The sequence below is a fragment of the Sphingobium sp. GW821-FHT02B05 genome (genome assembly GCF_059421905.1).
In genome coordinates this window covers 27990-41866 of sequence record NZ_JBWKVW010000014.1, presented here as the reverse complement: position 1 = coordinate 41866, position 13877 = coordinate 27990, and the positions used below count along the sequence as shown (strand labels likewise).

The following is a 13877-nucleotide window of genomic DNA, read 5'->3' as shown; positions in this document are numbered from 1 at the left end:
AGGGCGAGAATCTTGCTCCTGGCGCGGGCGAGCCGCCCTAGCGCGGCCGATGCCTTCAGGGCATCGGGTGCCGCGCTCGGCGGATTACACGGGGGGCATGATTGTCGTTCGGGGACGAAAGGGCAGTAGCCCTTGGTGTTCCCCTAAGCGTGTGGGCCTCCGGGGGAGGGCCGCAAGCGCCCTGTGAAAGCGAGACCGCGCGACGGCGCGGCAACAGGGGTGCGCCACGTGGCACACCCCTCGCGCGAGGATCGTCACCCGAATGGGCTGAGACGCCGGCACGGTGGCTCGGTCGCCGCTCGCGGCGATAGAGCCGTGCCCGGCAGGGTCGCGCCCTGTAGGATGCTCCTACGCTCCAAGCGATCATGGTGAGCAAAGAGAAGGTGCCCCGCACCCTGAAACACGAAGGCCGCCCCTTGATGCCGGAGGCAACAGCGGGACGGCCATGTCGTTTTCACGTCAAACCATTTGAATCTGCCGTGGTACGCGGCGCTGGTTCAGCATAACGAGCCTAGTCCTCGTCATCGTCCTCATTGAGCGCGCCCATCAGATCCGCGACGGTAGCGAACCGCTCCACCTTACCTTCGGACGCATCACGCATCGCCGCCTGGGTGGTGGCATTGGGAACCCGGATGTCAAAGGGCAGATTCTTGTCGGAGGCTACGCGCACCAGCATCAGCCGAATGGCGTCGGACACAGACAGGCCCATCCCCGCAAGAATTGCGCTGGCTTCCTTCTTCAGGTCGGAATCAATCCGAGCACGTACTACGTCGGCCGCTGCCACTTCACTCACCCCATCAAATTCACCTGAGCTACATTGTAGCTACAAAACCTAAATGCTCTCCTAACGCCGGGGTGTCAATAGCACTACCCCTCTCTGCACTCTCCCGGCAGCACGTGGAGCACATGCAGCACGTGGGAGTACCATTAAGCACCCATGAGCACAGTGGGGGTGGGGTATAACGCCTTGATCTAACAGCGAAATATCCCCTTGCTCAGAATCATATGTTGCACAGCATCAATCTAGTTGCAGCATATCGTGTATTTTCGCATGATCTAAATGCAACGAGCGCGCATCCGATATTGCGTCAGTAAATACCTAAGTCATTGAGATATTTAGATAAATGCCGCATAACCTGTCTGTCGCCGCAAAAGGGCGGCGGCAGAAGGAGTAAAATACATGACGACGACAAGGGAGGCGAGTGCGATTACGAAAAAGCAGCTCGCCCTGCGCGAACTGCACTGGCCCGGCAAGGAAGACTGGCTATGGCATCGCCTCGCCAACAAGGGCTTCGCCACGATCCCCAAAACGATGCCGATGATCCTCAAGATCATGGACGACATGACCAAAGGCGCTCCGGTATCGTCCACCTATCTGACGCTGTGGTGCCACACCTGGGACAACTCGTTCGTCATCCTGAACAAGCATGGCGATATGGCCACTGCTTCGGGGTTTGGCGGCCAGCGCGGTGAACACACCTGGGCAAACCGGATGAAGAAGCTTCAGGAACTGAAGTTCATCGACATCAAGCCAGGTAAGTCCGGGGCAATGGGCAATGCAATCATCTGGAACCCCCACCGTGTTATGAGGTGGCACCACTCGATCAAGACGCCGGGCCTCACAACGACAAGCTATGCAGCGCTGGTTGAAACCGCCCTTGAGATTGGCGCGAAGGACATGCTGGACGAATGGACGCCATCGGCTCCTGACGCCTTGACACCCACAGCTCCTCCGCCGCCACCTCCGCCTCCCGCGGCCCCGGCAGCGCAATCGACGCCCGACGCGCCGACCACGGGAGAGGCGCAATGAGACCCGTTGAAATTACGGGTCGGTTCAAACGCGATTACAAGCGTGAGAAGCGATCCGACGCCGGCCTTGATGCCATTTTCCAGCCCGTCCTCGACATGCTGGTGATGGATGAGGTGTTGCCACCCAACCTGTCCGACCATTCGCTGACCGGCGATTGGAAGGGATACCGGGATTGCCACATCAAACCCGACCTGGTGCTGATCTACCGCAAGACGGAAGATGCACTCGTTCTGGCCCGTATCGGTTCGCACAGTGAACTGTTCGGGTGAAGGCTGGCGGCCCCCAATAGGCCGCCAGCGTGGGCTTAGAAGCCGCCGCCGCTGATGAGATGCTGCAACGATGCCACAGTCTGCGCAGCCTCGCGGGCGGCCCGCATGGTCGGGCTGTCCTCCATTTCGCGCATCGCGCGTGCCGTCGGGCTATCATGAAATTCCCGCATGGCCCGCGCTGACGGGCTGTCATGGAACGCGCGCATAGCCTGCGCCGCAGGGCTATCATAGAAACGACGCGCTACCTCCTGAGCCGCAAGGATGCCCGGCGTGTTCATCAGCTCCTGCGCGGCGCGGATGGAAGGCATCATCTCCTGCACCCGTCGACTGGCTTCCATGATCTGGCGCACGGTGCGCGGCGAATGGGAAGCGCTGATCCGCCGCGGGAGCACGGGGGCAAAAGCATGGCGTGCCTGTGCCGCAGCGAGAAATTCAGCCGCCCCTTCCTTCCACTTCACCTGAAGGCGGCGGATCTGCGACGGCCCGGGCTGCCCCAGAATCCGGCGCATCGCTGTGGTCGCCTTAAGCGTGGGCTGTGCCACCATAAGATCAGCCATCTTCTCGAGGGTGGGCGCATCGTCATAGCCTGTCCCAACCGGTCGGCCGCGCCCGCGCTTGTTGCTATTCATGGTCATTCCTTTCATTTGCTGCGCACAAGATGACCGTGAAATCGGCAAGTTCAAGCGATAAGAAATCGCGTATAAAAGCGAGGAAAAATCGCCGACTTATCCTCGTTGGTACTCCGCTAGGCCGAACGGCTAAAACGGCACTTCGTCCTGATCCCAAATGACCGACGCGTTTGGCAGTGCCCCCTTCGGCAAAGGCAGGTTCGTGACAACGAACAGGTTTAGGATATCATCCCGGTCCATAAACATCACCTGCGAGCGCTTACTAGCGTCCAGTTTGTTGCCTATCCAGTTGCGCGCCTGCTTAGTAATCTCACCACCCGCAACGATGAACGCATGATCGACCAGAACCCGACGGTTGGTTTCCGGATCGAATATCTCATGCCCCAGCATCATCGTTACTTGGTTATGGATTTCAGCGACGTTGCGAGTGCTAACGCCAGAGGCATCCAGCTTTCCCTTTTTAGCTTGGATTCCGAAATAAAGGACGTGGAGGGTGGGAAGGGTGAATTTCATCCAGACATCCTTCCCGTACTCCAGCGCCTTATCTTTATGACCGGCAGCTGTGATGCGGTGGAAGCCAAGCTGGCGAAATAAGGGGAGGAGGACGTCTTCGATCAGCTCATCTTCGGAACAGCGATCAAGATAGGTGACAAGCTGCTCGCGGCGCTCCAATTCTGAGGGGGTAAAGGGGCGATGCGGGTTTGCCATCTGCGTAACCGTGTTGGTCGCGATGTGTTTGATCTGGCCAATGCCATGCTCATCATAGAACGCTGCCCAACCTTCGCGCGCGAGCACCACGTTGAGGGCTGCAAGCGCGAGACTGCGTTCGGCATCATCATCATCCAACCCCTCACCAAGATCGAGCAACCGCCTAATCAACCGTATGAACGCGTCGGGCATAGTCGCGGCCGACGCGCTTGGCATGGCTAGTATTTCCTCGATCTTTTCCGCAGCCCATACAGGGCGTGTCTCGCCTCGATGAACAAATTCAAGATCGCAGTCTTCGAAAAACTCGGTGATGTACTTGCTCGATCGATACTGAAAATGATCGGCATCGCCTACAACCATACGGCCCAGTTCACGAAGGTTTCGCGGTTTCCATTGCATTAGCCGATCATAGCGAAGCCTTGCGCTGCAATGCACTGGTCATTTTTGCTTTTTGCCGTAAGCGACGGGGAAGGCGTCCAACTCGGCCTACTTCCTGATCGTGCCCACGTCGCACCCTTGCGGCACTTGCGCACGCTGCTCGGCAAGCTGCCGCATTCCTTCGTAATCGACACCCCACAAACCTGCGCGCTGCGCTGCTGCCTTGCGCATCAGGTCGACATAGGCGCCGCCTGAATAGACGCGGTAATCGACGGCATAGCCTTGAGCGACCATGGTGGCACCCACGCTCGCCTTGTTGCTGGGGAAGCGGCAGGACAGATTCAACCGCCCATAGCTCTTGGCTGTGGTGCGGCACTGTTCTTCGCGCCGCAGGGCGTAGTCGAACAGTGACGCCGAGCACGTCAGCCCGCCATCGCGGGCCGCCAGTTCACGCAGCGCCTCGCTCGCCAGCGCCTTGAGCTGCGGCCGATCGTCGTCAGGTGCATCGATCCCGACAATCCGCACGCGACCGTTTGAGAAATCGACGGTATCGCCATCGATAATCCGGGGAGAAGGAGAGGATAGCTGGGTCTGCGATGCTTCGACCAGCGATGCCTTGTTCTGCGCGATGGAATAGACCGCCACGACAACAAAGGTCGCCCCCATCATCCAGCGCTGATAGGGCGGGACGCCGGGAAACAGCTTCATGCTGCCCGAATCTCGCGCAGGAGATCGTTCCAGTCACCGCTATGCGGCGGCAGTTTGGTGAGTAGCCTGCGGCCATTATCGGTTAAGTGGGGCGTGGCCCGTTCTACGGCGCGCGCCGCTTCGACGCCATGCTGGCTGTAGAGGATGACGGTGTGGATGCTCTCCGGGATCGCAATGCCCTGATAGCGCTCAATGCCCAGCACCGGCCAGACGAAGTGACCGGGTTCGAGCAGATTCATCACGCTTGCGGCATCCTCGACGCCTTCTGCGAGACGCAGCACGCCATCGGTTGGAATACCGCCCCAACGCACCGCGCCGGTGCCGGGATTGCCCAGCATACGCTTGGGTTCGGGCATGTCGGCCTTCCAGCGGCCATCGGGCGTCAGGAAGGTGCGGTGGATCGCAACGACGCCGGCGTCTTCCTCGATCGGCACGATCAGCGCGGGGGCAAACGCCTTGGCGGCGCCTGCGCCGCACTGGCAACGCGGATCGAAACGGGCGTTGATCCCCTCGGGCACGATCGCACGGGTGCGCAGATAGCGATCGGCGAGCGTGCCGACATAGGGGTCTGCGTGACGCCAGACTGCAAGGGCGACCTTGTTGAGATCAGTCTTGCTCTCCTGACGCTGCCCCGGATCATGATCGGGCGGCGCGAGGATCTTGCCGGACCGAAGCGCCGCCATGATGGCTTCGGCAGTGCAGCCAGCGAAACAGTGGAACAGCACGGCGCGGTCGCCTACGCGAACGGAAAGGCTTGCCTTGCTGTCGGAATGGGCGGGGCATCTGCACATGGCAAAATCGCCCGTCCATCGGCCACCAAGCTGGCGAACAATTCGGTCGGCCTGTTCCTCAATCGTGGCGATATGCCGTCGGGCCATTTAAGACACCTCCGTTGAAGCGCCTTGTCATGCTATCGCAGCGCGATACAGGACACCAGCGAAAACCAGATAAATCGCTTGTAGGGTTGGAATGGAATTAGAGCTACTACTGGAACGCGAACTTACGACGCATCGCCCTCCAGGCGGGACGATTACAGATGTTCACGTGTGCCAGCACGACTCCGGCAAGTGGCACATCAATATCCGCGTGAGCTGGCGGGGAACTGCCCTTTTCCATGTTGGACTATACGACAAGAAGCGCATCCGCTTGTATAAGCGCGCTTCTTCGGCGATCCGACATATCATTCTAGGTTATGGCTACGAGGGCGTAATAAGTTTGCACCCATATCCGGGCATGAGGGACGAGGCGACGTTTTAGCGGGGTAAGCTGTTCGCAGTAGCAGCAACCCATGTCGCTTTCGGGGTGGCCATAGCGGATTTCTTAACATAGCCTGTCTTCACAACTGGAGTGAAAACATGGCAAATCGCTTATGTTCATTCCCGGTGTGCGTCGCGCAAAATGCCGCGTTGATCGCATCGGTTTCGGCCCGGACCGCCGATTTTAACATTGCCGCGGATCGTGGAATGACGATCGCGCTCTTGCCCTATGTCCCCGACATAGAAAGCTGCAAGCGGTGACGCTTCCCGCCGCAGTCGTCATGGGACTCGCCGCGCAATGCGCGCCAGATGTGGCTCCAGAGACAATCGCGGCAATCGTGAAAACGGAAAGCCAGGGCTACGAGCTGGCGATCAACGTCAACGGATTGGGCCGCAAGGTTGCCCAGCCAACTACACTGGCGCAGGCGATCAGCATCGCGCGCGCCTATGTCGCCAAAGGCTATTCCGTCGATCTTGGCTTGGGACAGATCAACTCCCGGAACATGAAGGCCCTCGGCCTGACATGGGAGACGGTGTTCGAACCCTGCACGAACATCGCCGCTGCCGGGGCAGTTCTCGCCGGAAATTATCGTCAGGTCAGAAACGGCCTGCATCCGCAACGCGCGCTGCGCATCGCGCTCTCCATGTACAATACCGGATCGCAGTCGCGTGGCTTTGCCAATGGCTATGTGGGCCGAGTGGTCGGCAATGCCGGCTTCGCCACCGCCGCCCAGCCTGCGGCGGTCCCATCGACCGCAATTGCTGGCACGTCTGACACCGTGAACGCGGCGACGATGCTGGCCGCTCTGGTCGAAGAAAATACGTCCGACACGGGGACGCCTCGCGCGGCCCCATCCCCCCCGCCGCCATCGTGGGACGTGTTCGCAAAGGCGGAATTTGAGCGAGCCACGCTCGCCGGAGAAGGAGACAACCGATGAACCTTGTGTCGCTCGGCGTGCCGACGCTCACCTTTCGATCCCGCGCCTCCGCCCGCATCGACGCACTATCGCCGCGCCGTCGGAAGCTGGCGCGCATCCTGTCGATGTTCGGCCTGGTGGCGCTGGCCTCGCTGTTCTCTGCCGAACCGGCGATGGCACAGACCAATCTCGAAAGCTTCGGTCAATCTGTGCTGAACCTTCTCAGCAACGGCCTGCTGCGTACCGTCGCCATTCTCGCGATCATCGCCGCAGGATTTGGCTGGCTGACGGGCCGCGTCAACACCGGCGCTCTTGTCACCGTCATCATCGGTATCGCCCTGATCTTTTCCGCGCCGTGGATCGTCGACCAACTCAACGCCGGCTGATCTTTGCAAGGCGGGGCGAAGGCCGCCCCGCCATCACCGCATAATGCCGAAGGTTCGCACATGGACGAGGATCGGGAAATCATGGCGCGCAATCCGCTATTCCTGGCGGTGACGCGCCCTGCGCTGTTCGCCGGTATTCCGATCGAAGCGGCAGTGGTCATCCTGCTATCCTCGGTGATTGTGCTGATCGGGTTTAACAATCCCGTATATGCGGCGGTCATCGCGGCGGTGATGTTCGGAATTTCGCGGCTGATCGTCCGCCATGACGTGAACGCCTTCCGCCTCATCTTCCTGTGGGGACGCACCAAGGCGGCCAACCGCAACCGGGCATTCTGGGGCGGCTCCAGCTACACCCCGCTGCCTCTCAAGGGCATCAAGCGCAAGGGGTTCGGTCGCAATGGCTAAGCCGAACCGCCTGTCCGACCAGGTGCCGATGAAGGTGGCTCTCAAGGAGGTGCTGCCGACCAAGTTCCTGCCTTACGCACGCCATGTCACCGACGAAGTGGTGGCGCTGGATTCCGGCGCCATCATGCTGTCCTTCGAGTTGCAGGGCCGTGCATTCGAGACGGCCGACGTGCGTGATCTCAATGACTGGCACGCGAAGCTCAACGGTATGCTGCGCAACCTGCACGACGATCGCCTGTCGATCTGGACGCATCTCGTGCGTGCGCGCGTCGAGCAATATCCTGGCGGCAATTTCCGGTCGCGGTTCGCACGCGACCTCGATGCCGCCTACTTCGCGCGGATGAACAAGGAGCGGATGTTCATAAACCGCTTCTTCGTGACGCTGGTGCTGCGTCCCGCGATCCATGGCGCCGACAAGCTGGTCCAGCTCTTCAAGAGCAAGGCCCGAGCTGGCGCGGAGGCCGACGCCATCGATGCCGATCTCCTCGAAGCCCTGGAGGACAAGGCTCGCGATTTTGAAAAGCTGATGGACCGCTGCGCGCCGCGCCGATTGGCGATCTACGGGTACAATGGTCTGAAATTTTCCGAGACGATGGAAGTCGCGGAAATGGTGATGACCGGGAGGCATCGGCGCGTCCCTATCATTCGCGGCCACCTCGGCAGCGCGCTGTATCGCCAACGGGTGATCTTCGGCGGTGAGACGGTCGAGGTCCGCGACGCCGATCGCAGTGCGTTCGGGGGCATTTTCGGCATTCGGGAATATCCGGCGTTCACGACGCCGCGCCAGTTCGAGTCCCTGCTCGCGGTCGATTTCGGCTTCGTGCTCACCCAGTCCTTCACCTTCCTCGGACGTGCTGCGGCTTCAGAGCGGTTCCGCCTGCGGCAAAAGCAGATGGAGAATGCGGACGATCGCGCCGTCAGCCAGATGCTCGATCTCGAAGATGCGGCCGACGATCTGATGTCCAATCGCTTCGTCCTGGGCGACCACCATTTCACGCTGGCAGTCTATTCCGACAGCCTGAAGGGGCTGCGCGATAATATGTCGATCGCGCGCGCGGCGCTGGCCGACACCGGCATGGTTGCCGCCCGCGAGGGGGCCGCGCTCGAAGCGGCCTATTGGAGCCAGCTCGTCGGCAATTTCCAATGGCGGGCGAGGCCAGCGCCTATCACATCCCTCAATTTCGCGGCGTTCTCGCCGTTCCACACATACCCTGCCGGCCTTGCCACCGGCAATCATTGGGGCGACGCCATCGCGCTGATGAATACGAGTGCCCGAAGCCCGTATTTCTTCAGCTTCCACAAGCGCGACCTGGGCCATACGCTGGTTATCGGGCCTTCCGGGGGCGGCAAGACCGTCATCGTCAACTTCCTGATGGCGCAAGCCGAGAAGACGGGCGCGCGCCAGATATTCATCGACAAGGACCGCGGCGCACAGATTTTCGTGCTGGCTTCAGGCGGCACCTATCTCGCTTTGGGGAATGGCACGCCCACGGGCTTTGCCCCTCTCAAGGCGCTGGAGAATACTGCGGAGGATCGGGCCTGGCTGTCGCTCTTCGTGCGCCAGCTCGTCCGCACCGAGAGCCGTCCGATCTCGGTTCAGGAAGAACGGATGATCGACGAGGGCATTGCCGCAGTAATGCGGCTGCCACGTGATGACCGTTCGCTCGACGCCCTGCGCTCGATGCTGGGCATGTCGGATGCGGGCGGCATCGGCGCCCGTCTGGAGAAATGGACATCACGCGGCTCGATGGGTTGGGTGTTCGACAATCCGGCTGACGAAATGACGCTCGATACCCGCTTCATCGGTTTCGACATGACGGATTTCCTCGATAATGACGAGATCCGCGCTCCGGTGATGCTGTACCTGTTCCACCGGATCGACAAGCTACTGACCGGCGAACGCACCATCATCGCGGTCGACGAGTTCTGGAAGGCGCTGGGCGACGAGGCTTTTCGCAGCTTCGCGCAGGACGGTTTGAAGACTTACCGCAAGCGCAACGCGCTGATGGTGTTCGCCACGCAGTCCCCGGCGGATGCTCTCAAAAGCGACATCGCCCATTCTATCCTTGAGCAGGTCGCAACCCAGGTGATGCTCCCAAACCCCAAAGGCGCGCGCCGTGATTATGTTGACGGCTTCTCACTGACAGATGCCGAATTTCAATTGATCCGCGAGGAGCTTTCGCCGGAATCCCGTAAGTTTCTGGTGAAGCAGGGCCATGACAGTGTGGTTGTCGAACTGGATCTGACCGGCCTCGATGATGAACTGGCCGTCCTGTCGGGACGGGCGGAAACCACGTCCATCGCCGTCGAAGCGGCTGCCGAATTTGGGCCGGACCCGGCGACCTGGCTCCCGATCTTCCACCAACGTCGTCGTCCGAGCTGAAGGAGTAATGGCATGCGTCGCTTGAAAGCTGTTTCCATCGCGCTGGCAGGGTCAGCGCTCTTGTGCGCCGGGACGGCGCAGGCCCAACTCGGCACGGGCATCGTGTTCGATCCCCGTGCATTCGCGCAGCAGATCAAGCAACTGGAGCAGGCGAGGCAGGCCATTCTCCAGGGCAAGCAGCAGATTGAGCAGGCGCAGTCGCTGTATCGCGACCTCAACAAAGCGACGGACATCAGCAATGTCGCCAACCAACTCAAGAGCGACATGCTGCGCACCAGTGACGTGTCCTCGTCCAGCCTGGACGGCTACACAAGCGGCAATGTCGATGTGGTCGGCGGTCTGCGCGGCAAGGCGAATGACGTTTATCAGGATCTCATAGGTCGGTCCTCGCAAGCGGCCACGGAAAGCGAGCGCGCCGCTTACGAACAGGGCGCGCGTGAAGCGGCCGTTTCTACCGGCCTTGCCAGCAACGTCGGCGATGCAGTGACAAGCCGCCGCGAAGGGCTGGATGAGCTTCGGGGGCGCCTCGGCAATGCCACCTCGGCCGCCGAGCGAGCCGATATGTCCGCCCGCCTACAGCTCGAACAGGCGCAGATGATGAATGACCAGATGGCGTTGCAGGCGGTTGAGCTTCAGCGCCGTGCGAAAGCTGAGGCGGACTATCAGCGATACGTCGCCCTTCAGCAGTCCGATCGGGCGAGTTTTAAGGCTGGCATGGGATTAGATTGATGACCCCCACGGTCCAAAAATACCTCGGCATCGCCGTGGCCCTTACGTTCATCAGTGGTTGCTCTCCATCTGAAAAAGATCAGACCGGCGATCACCTGAGATCGGACATGCCACTTCGCGATGTGGCGTTCTACACGGAAAATCAACCGCAGCGCCAAGAGATGGAAGCAGTCTGTGCGGACTGGAAATCATCACAGCGTCCGCCTGCTAGTTGGCCTTCAATCGTCGTCTCTACGTGCAACAATGTCGATACCGCCAACGAACTGCTGAGATCCCGGAAGGACCGCGACGAATTTAAGAAAGGCATGGGTGTGTGATGCCATTGCCCTGCTCACGATCAAGCAAGGGGTAGGACAGTGGGAAACCTCTTCCAGACCATGTTTGCCTATCTCAGTGACGCTTTGGCCGGTGTAATCTCAGCCTACGCTGGCGTCGTGGGCTGGATTTCAGGCCTTCTTCGCGTGGGCGTCACCATCTATATAATCCTTCTCGGTATCGCGATTCTTCGCGGAGCCGTTGAATATCCATTCCGCGAATTTGTGTTTCGTGGAATGAAATTGGCCGCGCTCGTGTTCGCGGTGACGACGCTCTACGGAGCGTCTGTCAGCCTATTTACGATGGACGGCCTTCCTCGCGATGTAGCGACGGCGGTAGGCGGGCCAAGCGTCACCGGACTAGGCGATTTCTTCGATCAAATTGTGAGAGGCGCATCGAATACGGTGGTGAAAATCACCGAAATTCAAGATGTTCGGACCGCTGCCGCTGGTAAAAACCTAGTGGGTCTGCCGAATAATATCGTCGAGATATTTTTCACGGGTATCTACTGCCTAATCCTGATGGTCTTAGCCATTCTATCAGCGGCTTTGGGCTTCACCATCTGCGCCTTTGCGCTTTTTTCATTAGCTCTCCTTGCCGTTGTTGGCCCTATTTTCGTCGCGGCATTGCTCTTTGAGTCTACGCGGTCGTTCTTCTTTTCGTGGCTTGGCTCAGTCATCAATTATGTGATGCTGGTCGCATTCGCGCTGCTGCTGACAATCTTCATCCGCAACACCGGCGAAGATTTCATGGGTCAAGCCTTCACCGGAGACACCAACATTCCGGTCATCGCGATCCGGGCCATCGCCTTTTACGTGCTGGGGTTCTTCTTTTTCCTACAAATTCCGGGTCTCGCCGCTGGCCTAGGCGGAGGCGGCGCGTCCCTCGCGACACAATTCGCGAACGCTGCAACCGGCAACGTCGCGCCCATGCTGGGCCGCGCCATGTCGAATGCCCCCTCTGCTGCTGCGGCGCGCGCATGGCGCGCAGCTCGCCGTGGCGGGGGCGGAAGCCGCGCCACTGGCGGCACTCTCAGTCGTACCAACTAGCCCGGAGAGATGGAATGACGATCAGATCAGCCATTGCCGTCCTTGCTCTCGTGTCGCTCGTGCCATCAACGCCTGCGACCGCCGCAAAGGACGAGAAGCTGGCGCGCTGTAACGGCAAGCATAAGCGCCCAGCAAACCCATATGGCACTGTACTGCCGACCGTGCCTGAGCGATCCGCAGCGGCAACAACAAGCCGAACTGTGCCACGTGGCACACCCGATGGGCAGGCGACGCCGGACGCTTCAGCGCCTCCTGCGACCAATCTATTCCCGTCTGACGCGCAATCTACTGCGCCTCAAGCGACCGACACATCCCATGCCGAGAAGGTGCCAGCAATCAGCGCGGTGACGACTTCTTCAAGCGCCAGCGCGGCGCTTCTCCCTCGATTTGCGAGCTGCTGACATGGCGATCGGCGTGAGAAACCAAGACGAAGATCTCAAGGCATATTTCGCAGAAGCGGAAAGCTGGGATCGAGACAGGTTTGTTGTAGCCGCGCGTTCACGCCGACTGGCGTGGATCGTTGCAGGCGTCGCGACAACATTGGCGGTAGTAAGCGTCGGCTCGGTGATGGCCTTGTCTCCGTTGAAGACCGTGGTGCCCTATGTCGTCACCGTTGATCGATCGACGGGGGCAACGGACGTCACGCAGGAACTGCGCGGCGATAAGGCGATCACCTATGATGAGGCGGTTCGCAAATATTTCCTCGCCGACTATGTGCGCAACCGTGAAGGATGGATTCCGCAGGCACGGGAAGAGTTCTTCCGCAAGGTGCTCGCCCTTTCCAATCGGGAGGAGCAGACGCGCTGGACGACCTTCTACCGGAAGGACAACCCGGACTCCCCGCAGAACCAGTTCACTGCCAATGACGCCGTGTTTGTGGCAATCCGCTCCGTTGCTTTCATCTCTCCGACTGTCGCCCAGGTCCGGTTCGTCAAGCGGCTTGAGCGCGACCAGCAAGCAATTGAGACACCTGCCATCGCAACGATCACATTCGATGTGCTGTCGAAACCGGAAACGGAATCTGGTCGATACGCTAACCCGCTCGGGTTTCAGGTGCGGTCCTACCGAGCAGACGCGGAGGTTCCGACGCGATGAAACCCACACTTCTCATGGCCACCGCCATCCTCGCTCTCGCGCCTGTACCGGCACTAGCGGAGCAGACCCCCCGCCAACTTGGCCCAGACGTTCGGATCAGGGAGGTCAACTACACTGACGGTAATGTCATCTCGGTCCGCAGCGCTTTCCGCACGGCGACGCAGATTGAGTTTGCTCCTGGCGAGGTCATCAAGTTCGTTGCCATGGGCGACACCGTTTCGTGGGAAGTGGCGCCCGCGGAAAATTCATTGTTCGTCAAACCTCGCGAGCGTGCGGGTGCGACCAACCTGATCGTCGTCACGGACTTTCAAGGCACGAAGCGAAATTACACCTTCGAACTGGCAGCCGTTGCAAGTGCGCGATCGGGGGGTACGTTTTTCAAGGTTCGTCTTCGCTATCCCGAATATGAGGCACAGCAAGCCCAACTGGCCGCCCAGCGCGCGAAACTAAATGAAGCTCTCGCGCTACAGAATGGGGCGGTCAAAACGGCCCTCGATATTGGGGTGCTCGAAGGAAAACGGAACCTTGCATATCAGGTTCAAGGTGCATCGGATCTCCAGCCCTCCGAGATCAGCGACAATGGGCAATTCACGGTCCTCCGTTTTCCAAATCAGCGTGAGATACCGGCCCTTTTCACCGTTAATCCTGACGGCAGCGAGGCAACGGCCCCCTTTGACGTGCGGGACGAGTTTGTCGTGATCCACGGCGTCTACAAGGAAATGCGCCTTCGCAGGGGCAAGGTTGTCCTGTGCATCTACAACGAAAACCCCAGCTTCTATGGCCGCGACCCCAAAACGGACACGGCATCGGAAGTGGTCGAGCGCACGACGGAGAACTGAT

General features: G+C 60.0%; 16 protein-coding genes. 11 read left to right on the top strand and 5 right to left on the bottom strand.

Annotation, left to right across the window (positions count from 1 at the left end; all coding sequences use genetic code 11):
• Positions 1–511: 511 nt before the first annotated feature.
• Entirely contained in the window at positions 512–784 is a 273-nt protein-coding gene (locus AC07UX_RS20420) for a type II toxin-antitoxin system RelB/DinJ family antitoxin (protein WP_211152297.1), read from the bottom strand.
• Between the two features lie 396 nt (positions 785–1180).
• Here AC07UX_RS20420 and AC07UX_RS20415 point away from each other — a divergent pair, with 396 nt between their 5' ends.
• The gene (locus tag AC07UX_RS20415) at positions 1181–1810 is read left to right on the top strand and encodes a hypothetical protein (protein WP_495193799.1); all 630 of its coding nucleotides are present in this window, start codon (positions 1181–1183) and stop codon (positions 1808–1810) included.
• Entirely contained in the window at positions 1807–2079 is a 273-nt protein-coding gene (locus AC07UX_RS20410) for a type II toxin-antitoxin system YafQ family toxin (protein ID WP_495193798.1), read from the top strand. The genes AC07UX_RS20415 and AC07UX_RS20410 overlap by 4 nt, the downstream gene beginning before the upstream one ends.
• A gap of 35 nt (positions 2080–2114) precedes the next feature.
• Here AC07UX_RS20410 and AC07UX_RS20405 read toward each other — a convergent pair whose 3' ends face one another.
• The 4 genes from AC07UX_RS20405 to AC07UX_RS20390 form a co-directional block, all read right to left on the bottom strand.
• Positions 2115–2708: a hypothetical protein gene (locus AC07UX_RS20405; RefSeq protein WP_495193797.1), complete on the bottom strand. Its 594-nt coding sequence runs from the start codon at positions 2706–2708 to the stop codon at positions 2115–2117.
• A gap of 129 nt (positions 2709–2837) precedes the next feature.
• A complete protein-coding gene (locus tag AC07UX_RS20400) occupies positions 2838–3815 on the bottom strand; it encodes a hypothetical protein (protein ID WP_495193796.1) in 978 nt (325 codons plus the stop codon).
• 87 nt (positions 3816–3902) lie between these two features.
• The gene (locus tag AC07UX_RS20395; RefSeq protein WP_495193795.1) at positions 3903–4502 is read right to left on the bottom strand and encodes a thermonuclease family protein; all 600 of its coding nucleotides are present in this window, start codon (positions 4500–4502) and stop codon (positions 3903–3905) included.
• Positions 4499–5380: a DUF7146 domain-containing protein gene (locus tag AC07UX_RS20390; protein ID WP_495193794.1), complete on the bottom strand. Its 882-nt coding sequence runs from the start codon at positions 5378–5380 to the stop codon at positions 4499–4501. Before AC07UX_RS20390 ends, AC07UX_RS20395 begins: the two co-directional genes overlap by 4 nt.
• A gap of 659 nt (positions 5381–6039) precedes the next feature.
• On the opposite strand from AC07UX_RS20390, the gene AC07UX_RS20385 reads away from it, so the two are divergent.
• The 9 genes from AC07UX_RS20385 to AC07UX_RS20345 all read left to right on the top strand — a co-directional run bounded on the left by AC07UX_RS20385 (position 6040) and on the right by AC07UX_RS20345 (position 13876).
• Positions 6040–6696 (top strand): lytic transglycosylase domain-containing protein, encoded by a 657-nt coding sequence (locus AC07UX_RS20385; protein ID WP_495193819.1) that lies wholly within the window; start codon positions 6040–6042, stop codon positions 6694–6696.
• Positions 6693–7061 carry a TrbC/VirB2 family protein gene (locus tag AC07UX_RS20380; RefSeq protein ID WP_495193793.1) on the top strand — a complete coding sequence of 123 codons (369 nt, stop codon included), beginning with the start codon at positions 6693–6695 and terminating at the stop codon, positions 7059–7061. Before AC07UX_RS20385 ends, AC07UX_RS20380 begins: the two co-directional genes overlap by 4 nt.
• Positions 7062–7121: 60 nt before the next feature.
• Positions 7122–7466: a VirB3 family type IV secretion system protein gene (locus AC07UX_RS20375; protein ID WP_069064536.1), complete on the top strand. Its 345-nt coding sequence runs from the start codon at positions 7122–7124 to the stop codon at positions 7464–7466.
• The gene (locus AC07UX_RS20370) at positions 7459–9849 is read left to right on the top strand and encodes a VirB4 family type IV secretion/conjugal transfer ATPase (RefSeq protein ID WP_495193792.1); all 2391 of its coding nucleotides are present in this window, start codon (positions 7459–7461) and stop codon (positions 9847–9849) included. The genes AC07UX_RS20375 and AC07UX_RS20370 overlap by 8 nt, the downstream gene beginning before the upstream one ends.
• A gap of 12 nt (positions 9850–9861) precedes the next feature.
• Positions 9862–10578 (top strand): type IV secretion system protein, encoded by a 717-nt coding sequence (locus tag AC07UX_RS20365; RefSeq protein ID WP_069064586.1) that lies wholly within the window; start codon positions 9862–9864, stop codon positions 10576–10578.
• Positions 10578–10895, top strand: a complete 318-nt coding sequence (locus AC07UX_RS20360) for a hypothetical protein (protein ID WP_495193791.1) — start codon at positions 10578–10580, stop codon at positions 10893–10895. The genes AC07UX_RS20365 and AC07UX_RS20360 overlap by 1 nt, the downstream gene beginning before the upstream one ends.
• Positions 10896–10934: 39 nt before the next feature.
• A complete protein-coding gene (locus AC07UX_RS20355) occupies positions 10935–11942 on the top strand; it encodes a type IV secretion system protein (RefSeq protein WP_495193790.1) in 1008 nt (335 codons plus the stop codon).
• Positions 11943–12344: 402 nt separating this feature from the next.
• On the top strand, positions 12345–13037 hold the full coding sequence (locus AC07UX_RS20350; RefSeq protein WP_495193789.1) for a VirB8 family type IV secretion system protein: 693 nt from the start codon (positions 12345–12347) through the stop codon (positions 13035–13037).
• On the top strand, positions 13034–13876 hold the full coding sequence (locus AC07UX_RS20345) for a TrbG/VirB9 family P-type conjugative transfer protein (RefSeq protein ID WP_211152280.1): 843 nt from the start codon (positions 13034–13036) through the stop codon (positions 13874–13876). Before AC07UX_RS20350 ends, AC07UX_RS20345 begins: the two co-directional genes overlap by 4 nt.
• Position 13877 lies beyond the last annotated feature (1 nt).

Excerpts from the sequence above, each read along its gene's own strand:
- AC07UX_RS20415 (WP_495193799.1), top strand. The coding sequence starts at position 1,181 with ATGACGACGACAAGGGAGGCGAGTGCGATTACGAAAAAGCAGCTCGCC.
- AC07UX_RS20410 (WP_495193798.1), top strand. The coding sequence starts at position 1,807 with ATGAGACCCGTTGAAATTACGGGTCGGTTCAAACGCGATTACAAGCGT.
- AC07UX_RS20405 (WP_495193797.1), bottom strand. The coding sequence starts at position 2,708 with ATGAATAGCAACAAGCGCGGGCGCGGCCGACCGGTTGGGACAGGCTAT.
- AC07UX_RS20400 (WP_495193796.1), bottom strand. The coding sequence starts at position 3,815 with ATGCAATGGAAACCGCGAAACCTTCGTGAACTGGGCCGTATGGTTGTA.
- AC07UX_RS20395 (WP_495193795.1), bottom strand. The coding sequence starts at position 4,502 with ATGAAGCTGTTTCCCGGCGTCCCGCCCTATCAGCGCTGGATGATGGGG.
- AC07UX_RS20390 (WP_495193794.1), bottom strand. The coding sequence starts at position 5,380 with ATGGCCCGACGGCATATCGCCACGATTGAGGAACAGGCCGACCGAATT.
- AC07UX_RS20385 (WP_495193819.1), top strand. The coding sequence starts at position 6,040 with ATGGGACTCGCCGCGCAATGCGCGCCAGATGTGGCTCCAGAGACAATC.
- AC07UX_RS20380 (WP_495193793.1), top strand. The coding sequence starts at position 6,693 with ATGAACCTTGTGTCGCTCGGCGTGCCGACGCTCACCTTTCGATCCCGC.
- AC07UX_RS20375 (WP_069064536.1), top strand. The coding sequence starts at position 7,122 with ATGGACGAGGATCGGGAAATCATGGCGCGCAATCCGCTATTCCTGGCG.
- AC07UX_RS20370 (WP_495193792.1), top strand. The coding sequence starts at position 7,459 with ATGGCTAAGCCGAACCGCCTGTCCGACCAGGTGCCGATGAAGGTGGCT.
- AC07UX_RS20365 (WP_069064586.1), top strand. The coding sequence starts at position 9,862 with ATGCGTCGCTTGAAAGCTGTTTCCATCGCGCTGGCAGGGTCAGCGCTC.
- AC07UX_RS20360 (WP_495193791.1), top strand. The coding sequence starts at position 10,578 with ATGACCCCCACGGTCCAAAAATACCTCGGCATCGCCGTGGCCCTTACG.
- AC07UX_RS20350 (WP_495193789.1), top strand. The coding sequence starts at position 12,345 with ATGGCGATCGGCGTGAGAAACCAAGACGAAGATCTCAAGGCATATTTC.
- AC07UX_RS20345 (WP_211152280.1), top strand. The coding sequence starts at position 13,034 with ATGAAACCCACACTTCTCATGGCCACCGCCATCCTCGCTCTCGCGCCT.